At 68.7% G+C, this 20874-nt stretch carries 19 protein-coding genes; 5 read left to right on the forward strand and 14 right to left on the reverse strand.

Features of this window, described 5'->3' with window-relative positions; translation table 11 throughout:
* Window positions 1-135: 135 nt before the first annotated feature.
* From Q0568_RS04690 to Q0568_RS04720, 7 genes are all read right to left on the reverse strand, one after another.
* Window positions 136-1140, reverse strand: coding sequence for a hypothetical protein (locus Q0568_RS04690; protein WP_298863035.1), 1005 nt, complete (start codon window positions 1138-1140; stop codon window positions 136-138).
* A gap of 169 nt (window positions 1141-1309) precedes the next feature.
* Window positions 1310-1891 (reverse strand): DNA-3-methyladenine glycosylase I, encoded by a 582-nt coding sequence (locus Q0568_RS04695; RefSeq protein ID WP_298863038.1) that lies wholly within the window; start codon window positions 1889-1891, stop codon window positions 1310-1312.
* A complete protein-coding gene (locus Q0568_RS04700; protein ID WP_298863041.1) occupies window positions 1888-2283 on the reverse strand; it encodes a cupin domain-containing protein in 396 nt (131 codons plus the stop codon). The genes Q0568_RS04695 and Q0568_RS04700 overlap by 4 nt, the downstream gene beginning before the upstream one ends.
* A 125-nt stretch (window positions 2284-2408) precedes the next feature.
* Window positions 2409-4493, reverse strand: a complete 2085-nt coding sequence (locus Q0568_RS04705) for an acyl-CoA dehydrogenase (RefSeq protein WP_298863044.1) — start codon at window positions 4491-4493, stop codon at window positions 2409-2411.
* Window positions 4494-4652: 159 nt separating this feature from the next.
* On the reverse strand, window positions 4653-5474 hold the full coding sequence (locus Q0568_RS04710) for a MetQ/NlpA family ABC transporter substrate-binding protein (protein WP_298863046.1): 822 nt from the start codon (window positions 5472-5474) through the stop codon (window positions 4653-4655).
* A gap of 63 nt (window positions 5475-5537) precedes the next feature.
* On the reverse strand, window positions 5538-6209 hold the full coding sequence (locus tag Q0568_RS04715) for a methionine ABC transporter permease (RefSeq protein ID WP_298863049.1): 672 nt from the start codon (window positions 6207-6209) through the stop codon (window positions 5538-5540).
* Window positions 6206-6991 (reverse strand): ATP-binding cassette domain-containing protein, encoded by a 786-nt coding sequence (locus Q0568_RS04720; RefSeq protein WP_298863052.1) that lies wholly within the window; start codon window positions 6989-6991, stop codon window positions 6206-6208. Before Q0568_RS04720 ends, Q0568_RS04715 begins: the two co-directional genes overlap by 4 nt.
* 94 nt (window positions 6992-7085) lie before the next feature.
* Between Q0568_RS04720 and Q0568_RS04725 the strand changes: the two genes are divergently transcribed.
* Window positions 7086-7493 carry an OsmC family protein gene (locus tag Q0568_RS04725; protein WP_298863056.1) on the forward strand — a complete coding sequence of 136 codons (408 nt, stop codon included), beginning with the start codon at window positions 7086-7088 and terminating at the stop codon, window positions 7491-7493.
* 17 nt (window positions 7494-7510) lie between these two features.
* Here Q0568_RS04725 and recQ read toward each other — a convergent pair whose 3' ends face one another.
* The gene (recQ, locus tag Q0568_RS04730) at window positions 7511-9496 is read right to left on the reverse strand and encodes a DNA helicase RecQ (protein WP_298863059.1); all 1986 of its coding nucleotides are present in this window, start codon (window positions 9494-9496) and stop codon (window positions 7511-7513) included.
* 88 nt (window positions 9497-9584) lie between these two features.
* On the opposite strand from recQ, the gene Q0568_RS04735 reads away from it, so the two are divergent.
* From Q0568_RS04735 to Q0568_RS04755, 4 genes are all read left to right on the forward strand, one after another.
* Entirely contained in the window at window positions 9585-9881 is a 297-nt protein-coding gene (locus Q0568_RS04735; RefSeq protein WP_298863062.1) for a GNAT family N-acetyltransferase, read from the forward strand.
* Window positions 9882-10056: 175 nt separating this feature from the next.
* Complete coding sequence (locus Q0568_RS04740) at window positions 10057-10602, forward strand: ECF transporter S component (RefSeq protein WP_298863065.1); 546 nt, start codon at window positions 10057-10059, stop codon at window positions 10600-10602.
* 209 nt (window positions 10603-10811) lie between these two features.
* A complete protein-coding gene (locus tag Q0568_RS17175) occupies window positions 10812-13337 on the forward strand; it encodes an ATP-binding cassette domain-containing protein (RefSeq protein ID WP_366941352.1) in 2526 nt (841 codons plus the stop codon).
* A 9-nt stretch (window positions 13338-13346) separates the two neighbouring features.
* Complete coding sequence (locus Q0568_RS04755) at window positions 13347-13973, forward strand: siderophore-interacting protein (RefSeq protein ID WP_298863068.1); 627 nt, start codon at window positions 13347-13349, stop codon at window positions 13971-13973.
* A gap of 10 nt (window positions 13974-13983) precedes the next feature.
* On the opposite strand, the gene Q0568_RS04760 is transcribed toward Q0568_RS04755, so the two are convergent.
* From Q0568_RS04760 to Q0568_RS04785, 6 genes are all read right to left on the reverse strand, one after another.
* Window positions 13984-14343, reverse strand: coding sequence for a type II toxin-antitoxin system PemK/MazF family toxin (locus Q0568_RS04760; RefSeq protein WP_298863071.1), 360 nt, complete (start codon window positions 14341-14343; stop codon window positions 13984-13986).
* On the reverse strand, window positions 14340-14555 hold the full coding sequence (locus Q0568_RS04765; RefSeq protein WP_298863074.1) for a ribbon-helix-helix domain-containing protein: 216 nt from the start codon (window positions 14553-14555) through the stop codon (window positions 14340-14342). Before Q0568_RS04765 ends, Q0568_RS04760 begins: the two co-directional genes overlap by 4 nt.
* Window positions 14556-14716: 161 nt before the next feature.
* Entirely contained in the window at window positions 14717-16996 is a 2280-nt protein-coding gene (locus Q0568_RS04770; RefSeq protein WP_298863077.1) for an ABC transporter ATP-binding protein, read from the reverse strand.
* Window positions 16997-17030: 34 nt separating this feature from the next.
* Window positions 17031-17963 (reverse strand): ABC transporter permease, encoded by a 933-nt coding sequence (locus Q0568_RS04775; RefSeq protein WP_298863080.1) that lies wholly within the window; start codon window positions 17961-17963, stop codon window positions 17031-17033.
* A complete protein-coding gene (locus tag Q0568_RS04780; RefSeq protein WP_298863083.1) occupies window positions 17960-18904 on the reverse strand; it encodes an ABC transporter permease in 945 nt (314 codons plus the stop codon). The genes Q0568_RS04775 and Q0568_RS04780 overlap by 4 nt, the downstream gene beginning before the upstream one ends.
* Window positions 18905-18989: 85 nt before the next feature.
* The gene (locus Q0568_RS04785; protein WP_298863085.1) at window positions 18990-20840 is read right to left on the reverse strand and encodes an ABC transporter substrate-binding protein; all 1851 of its coding nucleotides are present in this window, start codon (window positions 20838-20840) and stop codon (window positions 18990-18992) included.
* Window positions 20841-20874: the final 34 nt, after the last annotated feature.

The raw sequence follows: 20874 nt of genomic DNA on the forward strand, positions 1-20874 counted from the left end.
AAACCCAGCTTCTCCATCACCCAGACAAGCTCATTCGGCAACATCATCCCCACGGTGCACCTCCCATCCGTATCCGCGGAAGAGGTCGTGGCGCCGTTCCCCCGAACGGCGCCACGACCTCATCGACAACTGAGCTCAGGCGCCGCCGGCCAGCTGCGAGTCCGTGTCGCGGATCGCGTCGGCCAGATGCGAGCTCTGCTGAGCACCGGGGATCTCCGCCTTGACATCATCCGCGGAGCCGGCGCAGTCGCGCAGGAACCGCGCGGATCCGCCCCACGCCGCATAGGTGCAGCCGTTCAGGAACACCGGGGCCGCGGGGGTGCCCTCGCCACCGCCGGAGCGGGTCGCCGTGGGCTCGGATCCGTCGAGCGGAACCTGCAGGAGCTCGCCGTCGCCGGACAGTGCCACGGCGGATGCCGACGCGGATGCCTGCTGCAGCACGACATCCTTCATCGAGCCGAGTCCCTGGTCGCTGATCTCGGTGCGGAAACCACCCGGGGTCGTCACCACGCCGGCAGCGGGATCCAGCACGACGGGAGTGCTGCCCACCGCGGTGATGGAGGCCGGGTCGGAGGCGCCGATCTCACCGACCGACGACGAGCTCGCCTTCAGCGGGTCGCCCTGGGCGTCGACGGTGACGGTGACGACCTCTCCGCGGTCGGTGGACAATGCGAACACCGTGCCATCCTGAGCGACCACGACATCGGCATGCTTGCCGAGCTCCGCGGTCGGGTCGGCCGCCTTGACGTCGAAACCGGAGATCGAGGAGGTGCCCGTCACCCAGAGGTCACCGGACGCGCGATCGAGGATGGCTGCGGTCCGATCGCCCAGCGCGACCTTCGCACCGGCGGGGATCGTGGTGCTGTCGGTCAGGGCCACCCGCGCCGGGTCCACGGCGGTGAGCGTCTTGCTGCCCTGATCCACCACCAGCACGGCGGTCTCGTCCTGCAGGACGTCGTAGTTCTCGTCGGCTGCGCGCAGGCCACCGTCCAGCACGGTCGACGAATGGTTGAAGTGCCCCACGAGGAGGCTGGAGCTCTTCGTCAGCCAGACGCCGGAGTCATTGAGATCGACCTTCGTCGTGGACAGCCCGTCATAGGCGACCGCGAGAGTCGCGACGGTGACCGTGCCGATCACCACGATGGCTGCGGATGCCAGTGTCTTAGGACGTGATCGAACCCACGACAATGCTCGCATAGCGTCATTCCCCCCGATTGGTGCCTCCGGCGCGCCGGAGACATCTTATCGGCTTACTGGAATATCGCCGAGTCGAGTGCATGGGCAGAAGTGCCCATGCACGATTCCAGGGTCAGGCGCCGCTCGCCCGCCAGCATCCGTCGATGTGATCATCGACCATGCCCGCCGACTGCATGAGGGCGTACATCGTGGTCGGTCCGACGAAGCGGAAGCCGCGCTTGCGCAGCGCCTTGCTGAGCGCCGTCGACGCATCGGTGACGGCCGGCACGTCGCTCATCTCCCGAGGGCGGGGACGGGCGGATGCCGCGGGCGCGAACGACCACATCAGCGCATCCAGCTCACCGTCGGCCATGTCCCGCACCAGGGCGGCGTTGGAGATCACGGCGAGGATCTTCGAGTGGTTCCGGATGATCCCGGCATCCGCCATCAGACGCTCCACGTCGTCGGGGCCGAACTCCGCGACGATCGCGGGTTCGAACCCGGCGAACACTTCGCGGAACCGCGGGCGCTTGCGCAGGATGGTGATCCAGCTGAGGCCCGCCTGGAAGCCTTCCAGCGACATCTTCTCGAACAGGGGACGGTCGCCGTGCAGCGGCGTGCCCCACTGCTCGTCGTGGTAGCGACGGTACTCGTCGTCTTCGCCGGACCAGGCGCAGCGGGCTCGGCCGTCCGCCCCGGTGACGAGGGAGGTCACGCGTTCCAGGGGAAGGCGCGCTCGCGGTCCACGACGCCGTCGTGCCCGACCTCGACGAGCGCCTCGCCGGCGGAGCGGACGCAGAACCAGCGCATCGGCGTGCTGTCGGGCAGAGCGCGCAGCGCGTGCATGACACCGGGCGCCACGCGCACGACGGTGCCGGCCTCGAGCGGGAGCACCTCGTCGCCCAGCGCGAACTCGCCGCGGCCGTCGACGATCACGTAGATCTCCTCGAGCTTGGCGTGCGAGTGCCAGTAGGCGGACTCGCCGCCGGGCTCGGTGGTGTTCACCGAGATGCCGGCGAACTGCGCGCCGATCTCCTTCTCGAGGAACTGCTTGCCCTTCTCGCCGCCCCACGCGTCGAGCGGCCCGATCTGCATCACATTGCTCATGGCTTCACGGTACCGCGCGGGCGACTTCCCTCCTGCCGAAACCCCTCAGCAGCGCCGAGACCCCTCATGATCGACGCGATTCACGAGGGGTCTCGACGATCAGGAGGGGTCTCGGCGAAGAAGGCTCAGTGCTTCTTGGATGCCTTCTGCGCCTTGGCCGCCGCGGCCTTCTCCGCCCGCCGCAGCTCCTTCTCGGAGAGGGGCGCCTCGCCGGAGGCCTTCAGCGCCGCGTAGTGCGCGCGGGCTTCGTCCTGACGCTGCTGCTCGATGCCGCTGGCGATCGTGGCGCGCACGTGCTCGGGCTCGTACCCGAAGGCGCCGACCAGCTCGAGCGCGTGCGGGCGCAGCCGGTGGCACAGCCGGCCGATGTAGCTGGAGACCGCGGCCGCGCGCTGCGTCGAGAGCCGGCCGTTGATCAGGTGCCACGCCAGGTGCTTCTCGACCAGGCTCAGCCCGAACAGGTCGCGCAGCCAGGTCATGACCTTCTGCGTCTCGGGGTCCTCGATGGCGTTGACGGCGTCGGTGAACGCCTCCCACTGCAGCAGCTCGCCGTGCGCGCGGGCGGCCTCGATGAGCTCGGCCTGGTTCTGGTTGAACAGCTTCTCGCCGAGCACCTTGTCCTTGCCCGCCGCCCGCAGGCGGCCGGCGATGTCGGCGACCATCTGCTGCACGCGCTCGGTCAGCAGCTGGTGCTGCTGCTCGGCGCGCAGGCCGTTCTCCACCGAGCGGGCCGTGGAGCCCAGGTCGGCGACGGCCTGGCCGAGGGCGCGCAGGCCCGCGCCGTGGAACACCTTGCCGGCGGTCTGGCCGACCGCGTAGGCGGCCAGGGCCGCGGCATCCTTGCCCGTGAACTGCTTCGCATAGTCGGTCAGCAGACGCTTGCCGACCAGCTGCAGCAGCACGTTGTTGTCGCCCTCGAAGGTGACGTAGATGTCCAGGTCGGCCCGCAGCCCCACCAGGCGGTTCTCGAACATGAAGCCCGCGCCACCGCAGGCCTCCCGAGCCTCCTGCAGCGTGTCCAGGGCGTGCCAGGTCGACAGCGGCTTGAGGGCGGCGGCCAGGGTCTCCAGGTCTTCGCGATCGGCGGGGGTGTCGGACTCGCCGGAGAAGACGCCGTCGAACTTCTTCAGGAACTCGTCGTGCGCGAAGATCTGCGCGTAGGTGGTGGCCAGGCGCGGCAGCAGGCGGCGCTGGTGCTTGCCGTAGTCCAGCAGCACCGTCTCCTGGCCGTCGGCGCCGTCGAACTGGCGCCGCTGCGTGGCGTAGGTGATGGCGATGTGCAGACCCAGGGCGGATGCCCACGACGCGGCTCCGTCGAGGGAGACGCGGCCCTGCACGAGAGTGCCCAGCATGGTGAAGAAGCGGCGGCCGGGGCTGTCGATCTCGCTGGAGTAGGTCCCGTCGGCGGCGACGTCGCCGTAGCGGTTGAGCAGGTTGGTGCGCGGCACGCGCACGTGGTCGAAGCTGAGCCGGCCGTTGTCGATGCCGTTCAGGCCGCCCTTGAGGGCGTCGTCCTCGCGACCGATGCCGGGCAGGTCGACGCCGTCCTCGTCGCGCAGCGGCACGTAGAAGCAGTGCACCCCGTGATTCACGCCATTCGTGATCAGCTGCGCGAACACGGTCGCGGCGATGCCGTGCTTGGCCGCGTTGCCGAGGTACTCCTTGGTCGCGGCGCGGAACGGCGTGTTGATGACGAACTCCTCCGTCTCGGGGTCATACGTCGCCGTGGTGCCGACGGCCGCGACATCCGAACCGTGCCCGATCTCGGTCATGGCGAAGGCGCCGGGGATGGACAGGTCCATGATTCCTGGCAGCCAGCGCTTGTGGTGCTCCTCGGTGCCCAGCTGCAGCACGGCGCCGCCGAACAGTCCCCACTGCACGCCGGCCTTGATCTGCAGGCTCGGGTCGGCGGCCATCAGCTCCTCGAAGCCGGCGATGTTGGCGCCGTTGTCCTCCTCACCGCCGAACGCCAGCGGGAAGGCACGGTGCACGGCTTTGTTCTCCACCAGCAGGTGCAGCTGGGTGAGCACGCGCTCGCGATGCTCCTTCATGTCCAGCGTGTCGTCGCGCCAGAAAGCCGGGTCCTTGATGAGCTCGCGGGCCTCGCGGCGGGTGTGCGCCCAGGTGCCCATCAGCAGCTCATTCACGCGCGCGACATCGATTCCACCCTCGGTGGCGGTGGTGGTGGGGCGGACGGCAGCGCCTGACATGGCGATTCCTCTCAGAAGGGAACGGAGATGCCTTGATGGTAGATCTTCGACAACGACAGGTGAACTCGGCTGTTCATTCTGCACAACCGAGCGCCGTCCCGGCATCCGGTGTCGTTGTCGTCAGTCCACAGCATCCGCTCCCTCCTGAGAGGGCCGACGTCACCAGGCGGGCTGAATGGTGCCGTTGCCCTCGAGCACCTTGCGCACCTCATCACTCGTGAACGCCTTCTTCAGCGCCGCGGCGGCGGCGGAGTCGGCATCCTTCTTCTGCACGACCAGGTTCAGCGCGAACCGGTCGTCGAGCTCGGTGATCAGACCGTCCTTCTGCGGGGTCAGGCCCAGCGCGATGATGTGCGAGGGCCACTGGAACACCAGATCGGACTCCTCGTAGGCAGCGTTCAGCGAGGCGATCGGCACCTGCAGGAACTGCACGTGCTTCGGGTTCTTCACGATGTCCTTGACCGTGGCCTCGTACGGGTCGACCGCAGGATCCAGCGTGATCACGTCGTGCGCGGCCAGCAGCTTGAGCGCGCGGCCGGTGTTGGACGGGTCGTCGGGGATGGCGATCTTCGCGTTCTCGGGCAGCTGTGCGATGTCCTTGTACTTCTTGGAGTAGAACGCGATCACGAAGTTGTACACCGGCTGCACGCCCACCAGGTGCGCGTCATTGCCCTGGTTGAACGTCTCCATGTAGGGGATGTGCTGCGAGAAGTTCGCGTACACGTCGCCGGAGTTCAGGATGGTGTTGGCCGTGACGTAGTCGCCCACCTTCACGAGCTCCACCTTGTAGTCGCCCTTGATGGCCTTGCCTGCGGCCTCGACGACGTCGGTCATCGGCGCCTGGACGGCGGCGACCTTGAGCACCTGAGGCGCGGCATCCTGCTTCTGACTCGCGCTCTGGGCTGCAGGCGCGCAGCCGGTGATGGCCAGGGCCAGGCCGAGGGCGGCCGCCGCCAGCAGTGCGGTGCGGGACTTCTTCATGGGTTCTCCTTGTGGGTCGGGTTCGGATGCCGGATGCCGCAGGCGCCGCGGCTCCGGAAGAGTTCAGCGGTGGTCGAGTCGCTTGGACGCGCGGTGACCCGTGCCCTGGATGATGAGCACGCACACGATGATGATGACGATCGTGAAGTACATCAGGCTGTCGTTGTAGACCTGGTAGCCGTAGCGCATGGCGAAGTCGCCGATGCCGCCGCCGCCCACCACGCCCAGCACCGTCGAGTACGACAGCAGGCTGATGGCGGCCGAGGTCAGCGCGTAGACGAGCCCCGAGCGAGCCTCCGGCAGCAGCATCCGGAACACGGCCTGCGGCACTGTCGCGCCCAGCGCGCGGGCCACCAGCGGGATGCCGGGCGGGATCTCTCGGAGGATCTGCTCGGTCAGGCGGGCGTAGATCGCGACGGCGACGAAGCACAGCGGGAACGTGGCCGCGGGCGTGCCGAAGCTCGTGCCGATCACCGCGCGCGTGAACGGGATGAAGAACACCACCAGCAGCAGGAACGGGAACGAGCGCACCACGTTGATGTACAGATTGGCGATCATGTTCAGCGGCCGGTTCTCGGCGATGCCGCCGCGCTCGGTGAGGTAGACGGTCATGCCCAGCGGCAGGCCGATGAGCACCGCCGCCAGCAGCGACACCAGCATCATGTACCCGGTCTCGGCCATCGAGGTGGCGATGTCGGCGCCGTACTGATCCAGCAGGTCGGTGAGCCAGCTCATGACATCAGCTCCCGCTTGACCTGCTCGTAGTAGCTGGGCAGGACTCGCTCGCCGGCCGTGCGGGCGATGGGGAAGACCTCGCGCAGGCGGCCCTTCTCCAGCAGCGCGGCGCGGTCGCAGAGCACCTTCACCACATCGAGGTCGTGCGTGATGACGATGACCGTGGTGCCGAGCTTCTCGCGGGCGTCGGCCAGTACACGCAGCACGTCGCCGGTGGTGGAGGCGTCCAGAGACGAGGTCGGCTCGTCGCACAGCAGCAGCGGCGGGCGGGTCACCAGGGCGCGGGCCAGCCCCACGCGCTGGCGCTCGCCTCCGCTGAGCTGCGCGGGGAAGTGGTCGGCTCGATGCTCGAGGCCGACGAAGGACAGCATCCGATCGACCTCGGCCTGCTGGTCCTTCTTCTTCTCGCCTGCCAGCCGCAACGGCAGCCGGATGTTGTCGCGCACCGTCGCGTTGCTGAGCAGGTGCACGCCCTGGAACACCGTGCCGATGCCGCGGCGCAGTGCGCGCAGGCCGCGGCGGTCGAGGGCGGTCACGTCCACGCCGTCGACGGTGACGGTGCCGGTCGTGGGCTGCTCCAGGCCGCTGACCAGCTGCAGCAGGGTGGATTTGCCGGCGCCGCTCTCGCCGACGATGCCGAAGATCTCGCCGGAGCGGATGCTGAGGCTGACGCCATCGAGCGCGGGCTGCTCTCCTGCGGCGTAGCGCTTGACGATGTCGCGGAACTCGACGATGGCGTCGCCGGGCGTGCGCGCGGATGCGGCGGACGGTGCGGGTGTCATCGCGGGATCCTTCTGGATCTGATCGGTGGGCCGCGCGCAGGCCAGAAGGGCCCGAGCAGCCCTTTCTGTACGTGATCCAAATTATAATCGAGCTATGAGTGCCAGGTACCGGACAGAAGCCAGCAACGGAACCGATGGGCACAGCCGGGTGGTCGACGGACTGGATGTCGAGGTGTCATCGCCACTCAAAGCGGATGCCGATCCCACCGCCACGAACCCCGAGCAGCTGCTGGCACTGGCCTGGTCGACGTGCCTGAACGGCACCGCCCAGGTGCTGGTGCGCGAGAAGATCCGCACGCGGGTGCGGGTGGAGGTGGAGCTGCACCCCGAGGTCCCCGGACCGGGCTACGCATTCCACGTCGATGCGTTCCTGTCAGCCGAGGGCATGACGGATGCCGAGACCGCCGACCTGCTGGCGCGCTCGCACGCCCGCTGCCCGGTTTCCAAGCTCATCGGCTCCGCCGCGACCGTGCACGTGCACCACGAGGCGTACGCGGCCTGAGGCGTCGGCCGAGACGCTCAGTTCGCGGCGATCACCTCGAGCACGGCGTCGCCGTACGCGTCGCGCTTCTTCTCTCCGATGCCGCTGATACCGCTCAGCGCGTCGATCGAGGTTGGGCGCAGTTCGGCCAATGCCCGCAGCGTGGCGTCTCCGAACACGATGTACGCGGGTTTGCCCAGCTCGCGGGCGGTCTCGGCGCGCCAGGCGCGCAGCGCCTCGAACAGCGGCTGATCACCGGCATCCAGGGTCGACGCCGCGCTCGCCTTGCGGGAGCGGGATGCCGTGACCCGGCCGATCGTGTTCTTGCGCAGCGGCACGGGCGTCTCACCGCGCAGCACGCCGCCGGCGGCCTCACCAGGCGCCAGAGTGCCGTAGTCGCCCTGCGCGACGAGGATGCCGCGGGCCAGCAGCTGCCGCACCACGCTGCGCCAGTCCTGGTCGGACAGGTCGGCGCCGATGCCGTAGGTGGCCAGCTGCTCGTGGTGCATCTTGCGGATGCGGTCGTTGGACGAGCCGCGCAGGATGTCGATGAGGTGCCCGGCGCCGAACGCCTGATTCCGTTCGCGCTTGAGGCGCACGATGGTGGACAGCAGCTTCTGCGCGGGGACCAGCCCGTCGAACGTGTCCGGCCTGTCCAGGCACGTGTCGCAGTTGCCGCACGGCTTCGACTCCTGGCCGAAGTAGCGCAGCAGGTTCACACGCCGGCACGCCACGGTCTCGCACAGGGCGAGCATGGCATCCAGGTGCTGGCCCATCCGCATCTTGAACGTGCGGTCGCCGGGGCTCTGGTCGATGAGTCGCCGCTGCTGCACGACATCCCCCAGGCCGTAGGCCATCCACGCCACCGACGGCTCGCCGTCGCGGCCCGCACGGCCGGTCTCCTGGTAGTAGCCCTCCACGGACTTGGGCAGGTCGATGTGCGCGACGAAGCGCACGTCGGGCTTGTCGATGCCCATTCCGAACGCGATGGTGGCGACCATGATCACGCCGTCCTCGCGCAGGAAGCGGGACTGGTTGGCGGCCCGCACCTCGGCGGGAAGACCGGCGTGGTACGGCAGCGCATCGAAGCCGCGGGATGCCAGGTACTCGGCGGTCTGCTCGACCGACTTGCGGCTGAGAGCGTAGACGATGCCGGCGGAGCCGTCCGGCAGAGACCGGATGAACTCCACCAGCTGCTTGCGCGGCTCCACCTTCGGCACGATGCGGTACTGGATGTTGGGCCGGTCGAAGCTGGCCACGAAGTGCTCGGCCTTCTCCAGGCCGAGGCGCTCGGTGAGCTCCTTGTGCGTGGCCTTCGTGGCGGTGGCGGTGAGCGCCATGCGCGGCACGCCGGGGAACCGCTCGGCCAGGTCGCCGAGAGCCAGGTAGTCGGGCCGGAAGTCGTGGCCCCACTGCGACACGCAGTGCGCCTCGTCGATGGCGATCACACTCAGCACGCCGCGCTGCAGCAGCTGCGTGGTCTGCGCCGAGGACAGCCGCTCGGGCGCGACGTAGATCAGATCGAGCTCACCGGCCAGGTACGCGCGCTCCGCCTCGCGGCGCTCATCGATCGACTGCGTGGAGTTGAGGTACGCGGCGTTCACGCCGTTGGCGCGCAGCGCATCGACCTGGTCGTGCATGAGAGCGATGAGCGGGCTGATCACCAGGCCCGTGCCCTCGCGCACCAGTGCGGGCACCTGGTAGGTGATGGACTTGCCGCCGCCGGTGGGCATCAGCACCACGGCATCCCCGCCGCCGACCACCTGATCGATGATCGCCGCCTGATCGCCGCGGAACGCGTCGTAGCCGAAGACGGTGCGCAGCGCGTCGAGCGCGGTGGGGAAGCGAGAGGGGGTGGCCTTCGAGACGACGACGGATGCCGCGGGTGCCGGAGCCATGGGTCCGGCACCCCAGTCCAGCGGAGGCTCCCAGCCGTCCTCCGGCGGAACCCAGTCCATCTCCTCGGGAGAGTCCGGCGGCTCCTCATCCCAGGGCACATCCTCGTAGGGGTCGGAGTTCGGCATCCCACCAGCGTACTGACCGCCTCCGACGTCGGATCGTGCTGTCCACAGCCAGATGCGCGTAGGTTGGTCGGAACCGCAAGGAGGAGCAATGCCCGACATCACCGTCAGCCGCAACGACGAGGCCTCGCGCTACGAGATCCGCTTCGACGGCACACTCGCCGGCTTCGCCGAGTTCGACCGCCGTCCGGACGAGTTCCGGTTCATCCACACCGAGATCGACCACGCCTTCCAGGGCCGCGGACTCGCACAGCAGTTGGCCGCCGCCGCGCTGGCGGATGCCGCGACCTTCGCCGACGTGATCGCCCCCTACTGCCCGTTCATCGCCGGCTACCTCGAGAAGCACCCGCTGGAGGATGTGGAGGTGCGCGTCCCCCACCAGGGCTGAGCGCAGCCGGCAAGTGCCGGGCGTGACCTACTCAACGCCGCAGCTCCGGTGATCGCGTGACGAATCAGCGCAACCCGCCGCGGCGTGGAACCTGAGTCTCTTGCGGTCGGCGCGTGACGCCGTTTCATGGCGTGGATCACGGTCCGCGTGCATCGGCATCGCGTAGCCTTGACCGGTGTCCTCCGCCGCCCGCCTGAGCACGCGCACCCTGCTCGTCTGCGCGGCCATCGGCGTCGCCACAGGCATCCTCGGCGGCATCGCCGGCGTGATCACGCTGGGGGTGCTGGCCGTCACGCCGTACCTCTACGGACTCGTGCTAGGCGTGCACGTGCTGCCCGGGATCATCGCCCAGGAGGTGCTGCGGCGCCCGCTCGTCGCGCTCATCACGCACGTGATCGCCGCCCTCATCTCCAGCGCGTTCAACCCCGCGTGGTCGATGCGCTTCATCGGCACGGCGCTGCTGTTCGGCGCGATCCAGGAGGGCGTCGCAGCCCTCACCCGGTACCGCTCGTGGGGTCGCTGGCGCTTCTTCGTCTCGGCCGTGATCATCGGCGCCATCGTGGCGGTCGTGGTCGGGTTCGTCGTCGACCTCGGCCAGTTCGACACCTGGGTGCAGCTCGCGTACCTGACCATCTCGGTGCTGGGCCCGGTGGCCTGGACGGCCATCGGCATCGCCGTCGGCAACTCGCTGCGCCGGGCGGGCATCGCGCCGAAGCGCTGACGGCGGCGCGGCGCGCACCACGCGCGCTGATCTTCGCGGGACCCATTTCGCGGTCTCGCGGGCGATGAGGCAGCCAGTCGAGACCCACGAGATCGCGCCGCGCGCGCCCCGGGAATGTCGCGGGTCGCAGATGGTCGGCTCTTGCGGGTTTAAGCAGCCATTCGAGCCGCGCGAAAGGGAGCGTGATCAGGTAAGGGTAGGCTAAGTTCGTGGATGCAACCGCGCCCCTGCTCCGCGTGCAGAACCTCAGCGTCACGCACGTGGACGCCGCACACCCCTCGCCGTGGGGCGTGTCCTTCGATGTGCACGTCGGCGAGGTCGTGGTGCTCATGGGACCGAGCGGGTCGGGCAAGTCCACGCTCACGCTGACGCTGAACGGGCTCATCCCGCAGACCGTCGAAACCGACATGACCGGCTCAGTGGAGGTCGCTGGGCGCGACACCCGCACCACCCCGGTGTCGCAGCTGAGCACCGGCATCTCGCTGGTGTTCCAGGACCCGGACTCGCAGCTGGTCACCGGCACGGTGCTCGACGAGGTGGCCTTCGGGCTGGAGAACCTGTTGCTGCCGGCATCCGAAGTGCTCGAGCGCGCCGAGCTCGCGCTTCGCCGCGTGGGACTCTGGCACCGGCGCTCGTGGAACCCGGATCTGCTGTCCGGCGGCGGGCGCCAGCGCCTCGCGATAGCCTGCGCGCTGGCCATGCGCTCGCGCGTGATCGTGCTCGACGAGCCCACCGCGAACCTCGACCCGCAGGGCGTCGCCGACGTGCACGCCGCGCTGGCGGAACTGGCAGCGGATGCCGAGGACCGCGCGATCGTGCTGGTGGAGCACAACGTCGATGCGGCGCTGCGGTTCGCGACGCGGGTGCTGGAACTGGATGCTGCGGGACGGGTCGTGTGGGACGGGGCGGCGGATTCTTGGCCGGGCACGGAGGGCTGGGTCCGCTCCGCGCCGGCATCCCCCGGTCGAGACATGCCCCCGCGCTCCTCCGTCGCGCTCCCGCCAGACCCGATGCCAGCTCGACCGGGGGATGCCGTCTCTGCACTCGGCGAATCGGAGTCGGATGCCGGGCCGACGCTTCGCTCCCCACGCCCCACTCCAGCCGCCGCTTCGCGCCGCCCGGAGCCTCCGGGGCGCGTGGGCCCTGCTCAGCGACCCAGTGCCGGGGCTCAGCGACCCAGCACCTCGGACACCGCCATCTCGGTGCGGAATCTGGTGGTGCGCAAGCACAGGGACGTGGTGCTCAGCATCCCCTCCCTCGACATCGCCAAGGGCTCGTTCACGGCCATCGTGGGAGCCAACGGAGCGGGTAAGACCACACTGCTGCAGGCACTCGGCGGGGTGGTGCCACCGCCGCGCGGCACCGTGTCGATCGGCGGGCTGGATGCAGGACACGCGTCGCCACGGCAGTTGAGTTCGCACGTGGGCTTCGTGTTCCAGAACCCCGAGCACCAGTTCATCGCGGCCACCGTGCGCGAGGAGCTGGCCTTCGGCCTGAAGCTGCAACGCGTCGACCGGGCCGAGGTCGACCAGCGGGTCGACGAGATGCTCGACCGATTCGGACTGGCGTACAAGGCCGACGAGCATCCGTTCCTGCTCTCCGGCGGCGAGAAGCGGCGACTGTCGGTGGGCACCGCGCTGATCACCCGGCCCGCCGTGGTCGCCCTCGACGAGCCGACCTTCGGACAGGACGCCGAGCGCGCGACGGAGCTGCTGGACCTGCTGCAGGACCTGCAGCGGGCGGGCACCACCATCGTCATCGTCACGCACGACCTGGACCTGGTCGACGCATACGCCACGCACACGATCGTGCTCGGCGACGGCGAGCTGATCGCGGCGGGCCCGACCGAGGAGGTGCTGCCCCAGACGGTGAGCGCGCCGACTGCCGGCATCCGCTCCTCTCCCGTCACCGAGCCCGTGCCCACCGACCCGTACGCATCGGCGCCGGCATCCGCCCGGTTCTGGCTGCACCACCTCAACCCGCTCGCGAAGCTCGCCGCGGTCGTGCCGGCGATGGCCCTACTGGTCGCAACCCGCGACCTGTTGACGCCTGCGCTGTTTCTGGTGCTGTCGTATCTGCTGGTGCTCACCGGCACGCGGATGCGGCGCAGCACCGTCGCGCTGCTACTACTCGGGATGCCCGCCGGCATCGCCGTGCTGACACTCGGCTTCGGCGTGTGGATCGCTCCCGGACAGGTCTCCGACACCGCTGTCGTGCTGCGGATCGGTGACTGGATGCTGCGCTCCGGCGCCCTCGTGATCGGCCTGGCGACCGCGCTGCGCCTGGGCGCGATCCTCGCCCTCGCCCTGGTCGGCGGGCTCAGCACCAGCGGTCCGGACCTGGTGCGCGCCACCGTGCAGCAGCTGCACGTGCCGTACCGGATCGGCTACACGGCGCTGGCCGCATACCGGTTCGTGCCGAGATTCGGCTACGAGCTGGGCGTGATCCGCGCCGCGCACCGCGTCCGAGGGCACGGCTACGGCTGGCCGCTGGGCGGGCGCGGCCCGGTCGCGCGGCTCGTCCGCGGCTGGGGGTACATCGTGCCGCTGCTGGCCTCCGGCATCCGCCACGCCGAGCGCGTCGCCCTGTCGATGGATGCCCGCGCCTTCGGCGCCCACCTCACCCGCACCGAACGCCACCTGGTGCCGTGGCGCACCCGCGACACCGTCTTCACCGCAGCGGTGCTCGTCGTGTCCGCCGCGGTGTTCATCGCCACCTTTCCGTGGCAGCTCTGAGAGGTCGTCATGCCCATCCCCGACGGCGTGCGCCCGGTGATGCGCAATTACAGCGTGCGGTCGTTCCGTGCCGCGACATCGGATGCCGGCGCCGAGCTCGACGTGGACTTCGTGCTGCACGGCTCGGCCGCCGAGGGCACCGCAGGGCCGGCGTCGCGCTGGGCCGAGACGTGCCATGCGGGCGAGCACGTGCTGATCATCGACGAGGGCCTCTCGTTCAACCCCGCCCGCGGCGAGGACAGCGTGGTGCTGGTCGGCGATGAGACCGCACTGCCCGCCATCGCCGGGATCTGCGCCTCGCTGCCGTCGTCTGCTGTCGGCAGTGTGATCATCAAGGGGCCCGACCTGCCGGACTTCCCGCATCCCGCCGGTATCGAGGTGGTGCGGATGGTGCGGACGGATGCCGATGTGCCCGGCGTTCGCGCTCTGGCCGCACTGCGCGAGCTGGAGCTGCCGTCCATGCCGTTCCACGCATATATCGCCGGCGAGCAGGCCCTGGCGTCCGGCGCCCGCCGGTACCTGGTCGGCGAGCGCGGGGTGGAGAAGGACCGCGTCAGCTTCACCGGCTACTGGAAGCTCGGTGCCTCATCCCCGGCATCCCGCGCTTCGCGCGAAGCGGCATCCCGCCCCGCCTGACCTGAAACCGCTACAACGCGAGGTGCAGCCGAAGCGCCTCATCCACCGCCGCCATCCGCTCCGCGCCGACCCAGCCAACCGGGCGAACGATGCGCGAAACCGCGATTGTGCGGACCTGCTCGGCCTGCGCTTTGGAGTCGCGTTCCAGTCCCGTCTCGCCTGCCGGCAGATGCACCTGGAACGGTAGGATCCGCGCAGCATTGGATGTGACGGGCACCACGGTGATGGTAGCCAGGTCACTGCGAGTGGCCATGGTGTTAGCGGTGTTGTTACTCACGATCACTGCCGGACGAGTCTTCCTCACTTCAGAACCGACAGACGGATCGAACGAGACCATCACGATCTGCCCCCTCCGCAGCAGGCTGATCACGCGATCCCGTCCTCTGATGCAAGATCCCAGTCCTCGTCATAGCCCTCCGCATAGGCCTCGGCATACGCGTCGGCGAGGCGGCTCTCGCGCAGCATCCGCACGGCATCCTGCACCGCAGCAGACCGCGAGGGGTACCGCCCCTGCAGGGCTTCAGCGTCGAGGAACGCAAGATCCGCGTCACTCAGACTGAGACTCACCTTGCTGTGCGACATAACTTCATACTACCTGAGTAATACCACTACTGCTACCGGATGTCCCGAGCATCGCACACTTCTCCGTCGACTGCACGGGACCTCGGCGAGCGCACGAGATATTCACGCGAACAAGCCGTGCAGCCGGCGAGATCCCGTGCTCTCGACGACAGAAGAGGGGGTCACGCGTGGTGCGTCTCGTGCACCGGGCCGAGACCCTCGGGGCGGGCAAAGGATGCCGGGCCACCGGCGGCGGCGAGCTGCAGCGGGAAGTGGCAGGCCACCAGGTGGTCGCCGGGCTCACCGGCATCCTGCGCCGATCCGCCTCCGACACGCAACCTCGGCTCGACCTGCGCGCAGATGTCCTGCGCGATCGGGCAGCGCGTGCGGAACCGGCATCCGCTGGGTGGATCCATGGCGCTGGGCAGCTCGCCGCTGACGCCGAGCTTGGCCTTCGCACGCTCCGCGACGGGATCCGCCACCGGCACCGCATCGATGAGTCCGCGTGTGTACGGATGCCGGGGAGCGGCGTAAACCTCCGCAGCGGGCCCGATCTCAACGATCTTGCCCAGGTACATCACCGCGATCCGGTCGCACAGGTACCGCACCACCGACAGATCATGGCTGATGAACAGGTAGGTCAGCTCGCGCTCCCGCTGCAGTTGCGTCATGAGGTTCAGCACCTGTGCCTGGATCGACACGTCCAGCGCCGAGACCGGCTCGTCGGCGACGATCAGCGCGGGCTGCAGCGCCAGCGCCCTCGCCAGCCCCACGCGCTGCCGCTGCCCGCCGGAGAACTCGTGCGGATACCGCTCGGCAGCGCTGTGCGGCAGGCCGACGTCCTCGAGCAGCTCGTCGACACGGTTGTCGCGATCACGCGCGGTGCCGACACCCTGGATCTCCAGCGGCTCGCGAAGGATCGACCGCACGCGCATGCGCGGGTCCAGCGATGCGTATGCGTCCTGGAACATGAACTGCACGTTGCGACGGTCCTCGCGCAGGTCCCGCCGGCGACGGTGCCGCCGCTCGCGCCCGCGGAACAGGATGCGCCCGCTGGTAGGCAGCTCCAGCCCCACGATCAGCCGTCCCAGCGTGGTCTTGCCGCAGCCGGACTCGCCCACGAGCCCCACGCTCTGCCCGCGCTCGATGCGCAGGTTGGCGCCCGCCACGGCGCTGACCGCACCGACCCGGCGCCGCAGCAGGCCGCCGGAGGTGACGGGGAAGTCCTTCACCAGATCATCCAGCTCCAGCAGCGGGGTGCCGTCGGCGGGGATGAACCTCGTCGGCGCCACCCAGTCGCGCTCGTCGGCACTGACGAGCGCTGCCACCGAGGCCCCGACCGGGATGGGGAAGGATGCCGGGGTCTCGGCGTCTGGAGAGTCCAGAGCAGCGGATGCCTGCACAGCGGCATCCGGAATCGGCGCGGAATCCGACAGCGTGCCAGCCACGGCCTCCGCCACCGATACCAGCGGCTCGTCGCGCGGCACGAAGCACGCGAACGCGTGCGTCGGATCGCCGTCGCCGGCGGTCTCCAGCAGCGGCATCTCGGTGCGGCACTGCTCGGTGGCGAACCTGCACCGCCGCGCGAACGGGCATGCCGTGAGCGGCTGGATGAGGTCGGGCGGAAGACCCGGGATCGAGTACAGCCGCTCGCCCGTCCCGGCCGCCCGCTCGGGCAGCGCCTCGAACAGCGCCTCGGTATAACGGTGCCGGGGCCGGTCGAACAGCGTCTGCGTCTCGGCGGTCTCGGCGACCTTCCCGGCGTACATGACCACCACACGGTCGGCGCGCCCGGCGACCACGCCCAGGTCGTGCGTGATGAGGATCACGGCCATGCCGAACTCCTCGCGGAGCCGGTCGATGAGCTCCAGGATCTGCTTCTGCACCGTGACGTCCAGCGCGGTGGTGGGCTCGTCGGCGATCAGCAGCTTGGGGTGGCAGATCAGCGCCATGGCGATCATCACGCGCTGCCGCTGCCCGCCGGAGAGCTGGTGCGGGTAGGCGTTCACGCGCTGCTCGGGATGCGGGATGCCGACCAGCCGCAGCATCTCCAGCACCTGATCGCGGACCTGCGCGGCGTTCAGGCCCCCCGTTCCCGATGAACGGTGCAGCAGCAGCGGCTCGGCGACCTGCTCGCCGATGGTCTGCACCGGGTTCAGGCTGGTCATCGGGTCCTGGAAGATCATCCCGATGTCGCCGCCGCGGATGCGCTGCATCCGCTTCTCCGGCAGGGTCACGAGGTCCTCCCCGTCGAAGAGCACGCTGCCGCCGACCAGATGCCCTCCGGGAGGCAGCAGCCGCTCGATGGACATGGCCGTCATGGTCTTGCCGCTGCCGGACTCGCCGACGATCCCGACGGTCTCTCCGGCCTCGACCGTGAACGAGACGCCGTCCAGCGCATGCACGACCGACTTGCTGAGTCTGATCTCGCAGCTCAGCCCCGACACCTCCAGAAGCGCCATCTTCCCCATCGCCCTTCGATTTCTCACACAGTGCTCAACGCCGCTGCAGACGCACCTCCACGGCATCCCTCAGCCCGTCGCCGACCAGGTTGACGGCCACCACGACGATGATGATCGCGGCGCCCGCCGGGTAGATCAGCCACCAGTAGTTCAGGAACACGTACTGCGTGCCGCCCGCGAGCATGGCCCCCCAGTCGGTCGCCGGCGGCGAGATGCCCAGCCCCAGGTAGCCGAGGTAGGCGACCAGCAGGATCGCGTCGGCGACCTGGAAGGTGGTGTTCACGATCACGGTGCCGATGACGTTCGGCATGATGTGCCTGGTGACCGAGCGCCACGACGAGCCGCCCATCACCCGTACCGCCTGCACGTACTCGCGCACGCGCAGCGTGAGGGATTCCCCGCGCACCAGACGCGCCGGCACCAACCAGGCCGTCAGGCCGATCACGAAGATCATCACCGGCAGCGAGGGCCGCACGATCGTGACCAGGAACAGCAGCAGGAACAGGATCGGGATGGCCAGGATGGCGTCGACGATGCGCATCATCACACCGTCGATCACGCCGCCGAAGAACCCGGCGATGGCGCCCCACACGGTGCCGACGATCGTGGCGATCGCCGCGGCCGCGAGCCCCACGATGAGGGACGTCTGCCCGCCCACCATGAGCCGGCCCAGCACGTCGTACCCCGATCCGTCGGTTCCCAGCGGATGCCCGGCGCCCGGCGCCAGGTTGGCCGAGGACAGGTCCACGCTGACCTGATCCGTGCGGTAGAGCAGCGGCCCCACGAAGCAGAACAGCAGGGCCAGCACGACCACCACGATCCCGGCGATGGCCAGCTTGTTCTGCACGAACACCTCGAATCCCAGTGAGAACAGGCTGCGCGGCTTGCCCTGCAGGTGACCGGGCTGGGTGGGTTCCGGCTGGATCGGGTCGGAGGCGGATGCCGGCCCTGCGGCCATGGTGGTCATAGCGTCACCCTCGGATCCACGACGGCCAGCGACACGTCGGCCAGCAGGTTGCCGATCACCGTCGCGAACGCGGTGACGATCACCACGCCGATCTCGACGGGATAGTCGGACTGCTGGGCCGCCTGCCAGAACAGCAGTCCCATGCCGGGGAAGTTGAAGATGGACTCGGTGATCAGCGCGCCGGCGAACAGCGCGGGGAGGGACAGCCCCAGCAGCGTGATGATCGGGATCAGCGCGTTGCGCAGCACATGGTGGTACAGCACCCGCGACGGCGAAGCGCCCTTGGCGCGGGCCGTGCGCACGTAGTCCTGGCTGATGTTGTCCAGCACCGACGAGCGCATGTAGCGCGAGAACCCGGCGATGCTCAGCAGCGCGAGGGTGATGATCGGCAGGATCATGGCCGGGAACTGCTGGAAGATGGGGACCACGCCGTCGGACTGCGGCGCCTCGGGTGGCAGCCAGCCCAGCGTGGACGAGAAGATCTCGATCAGGATGAGACCGAGGAAGAACGTCGGCGCCGCGTAGAAGATGAACGACAGCGCCGTGGCGATGTAGTCGAAGATGCGGTTGCGCCGCACGGCCTGCTGCAGGCCGATCGGGATCGCGACGATCACGGTCAGCACCAGCGAGAGCAGCGCGAGGACGATGGTCTTCGGGAGCCGCTCGGCCAACAGCGACGCGACGGACTGGTTCAGCACGTACGAGAAGCCGAAGTTGCCGGTGAACCAGCCGAACACGCTGTCGACGTACTGCACGATCAGGGGCCTGTTCAGCCCGTTCTCCTTGTTGAACTGGGCGATCTGACCCGGCGTCGCCCGCGGCCCCAGGATGGCGTGCGCGGGCCCACCCGGCAGCGAGTGCAGCAGGATGAACACGATCACGGTGACGACGAGGACGACCAGCACCGCCTGCAGGAGGCGGCGCAGGATGTAGGTGATCATCTCGGTCGCCTCCTTTCAGCGGATGCCAGTGCTTCGACGCGTCGACAGGCTCAGCGACCCAGTTCCCTGAGCCCGTCGAGAGGAATCAGTAGTGCCAGTCCTCCGGCTTGATGGAGCCGTAGGGGTTGTTGTGGTCGTAGCCCTTCAGGCCGTTCGCGACCTCCGTCAGCGAGTAGGTGTAGTTGGGCTGGTAGATGACCGGGACGTTCTTGGCCATGAAGTCCTCGTACGCCTGCAGCGGTTCGACGCCGCTCTCGAGGTTGGAGTTCTGGATCAGCTTGTCGAGCTCCGGGTTGGAGTAGGCACCCGAGTTCGAACCGGCACCCGTGGCGAACAGCAGCTCACCGGTCGGGTAGTAGTCCGGCGCGTACACCCAGCCGCCGCCCCAGTTGCCCATCTCCCACGTCTTGCTGGTGGGGACCGTGGCACCGATGACGGTGTTGAACGGCTCGGACTTCAGGTTCAGCGTGATGCCGACCTTCGCCGCGTTCGACTTCATCGACGCCATGGCGGTGTCGATGGTCGAGGAGCCGCTCGCGTACGGCAGCGAGAACGTCAGCGGGGTGCCTGCGGCGATGCCCGCACCGCAGTCGCCTGCGGCGGTTCCGGGCTTGACGCAGGTGGTGACGCCACCGGCGACGACCTTCCAGCCGTTGTCAGTGAGGTACTTGGCCGCCTTGGTCGTGCTGAACGGGTACGGGTTGTTCTTCTCCAGGTTGGAGATCAGCGGGCTGTCCGGGAACAGCGGCACGGGACCGGTGGTCTCCACCCCGTAGTTCTTGGCGGTCGAGCTGATCACGCCCTGCTGATCGACGATGGACTGCAGCGCCTGACGGAAGTACAGCTGCTTGAAGATCGGGCCGACCGTGGGGTTGGTGTAGTTGATCGGGAAGTAGTTGAAGCCGTACAGGAACCACGGCATCAGCCGGTAGTTCGAGCTCAGCGGGTTGGGGCCCGCGGCATCCGGAGCGCTGGAGGCGGGCTTGGGTTGGGCGATGTCCTGAGTCGGGATGTATCCGACATCCAGTGTCTTGCCCGAGCGCACCACGTTGAACTCCGCGGCGTCCGTCGTGAACGGCACCATGTCGAACTCCTTGACCTGGGCCTTCTGGGGGCCCGAGTACGCGGTGTTCGGCACGAAGGCGACATGGCCGTCGGAGTTGAAGCTCTTCAGCATCCACGGGCCATCGACCACGGACCAGACCGGGCTCTTCGCATACGACGGAAGATCCTTGGCCTGAGCATTCAGGTACGTGTAGACGGCTGCGCAGCCGCTGACGTCGGTGGCGCAGGTGCCCTTCGTGGTGGCGCTGGTCATGTCCCAGGCCATCGGCATCGGGGTGATCTGGCTGAGCTGGTTCATCAGGAACCACTCCTGGCTGTACGCCTTGTCGGTGGTCAGCACCAGAGTCGTGTCGTCCTTCGCCGTGGCGGTGACGATGTTGTCCGGGAACTGGCCTGGCGTGTAGCCCGCGTAATTGGCCTTCTCGGCCTTGTCCATGTTGATCCAGAAGACCACGTCCTGGGCCGTCACGCTCTCGCCGTTGGACCACTTGTACGGGTTCATGGTGATCGTGATGGTCTTGCCGCCGTTGCTGAACACCGGCTTCTGAGCCAGGCTCAGCGAGTAGTCCACTCCGGTCTTGCCGTTGTCGCCGTACCAGTACAGCGAGCGGTACAGCATCAGCTGCATGTCGGAGTTGGTGACGCTGAAGTCGGCCAGCGGCGAGAACGGCCAGATCCAGTTCGGCACCGTCGCGGGCGGCAGCGCCCACGAGATGGTGTCGGCGGACTTCCCCGGTGCGTTCGCGTTGGTGCTCGTGGTGCCGTTCGCGCCTGCTCCCGAGGAGCAGCCGACCAGGATGACGGATGCTGCGACTGCCAGCATCGTGGGGAACAGAAGCCGGCGCTTCGCGCCGGCACGTCGATGAATCATGCCAACCTCCCGATCCGAGCTCGCGTGGGCGGCC

The sequence above is a fragment of the uncultured Microbacterium sp. genome, assembly GCF_937927635.1.
In the GTDB taxonomy this organism is placed as follows: Bacteria; Actinomycetota; Actinomycetes; order Actinomycetales; family Microbacteriaceae; genus Microbacterium.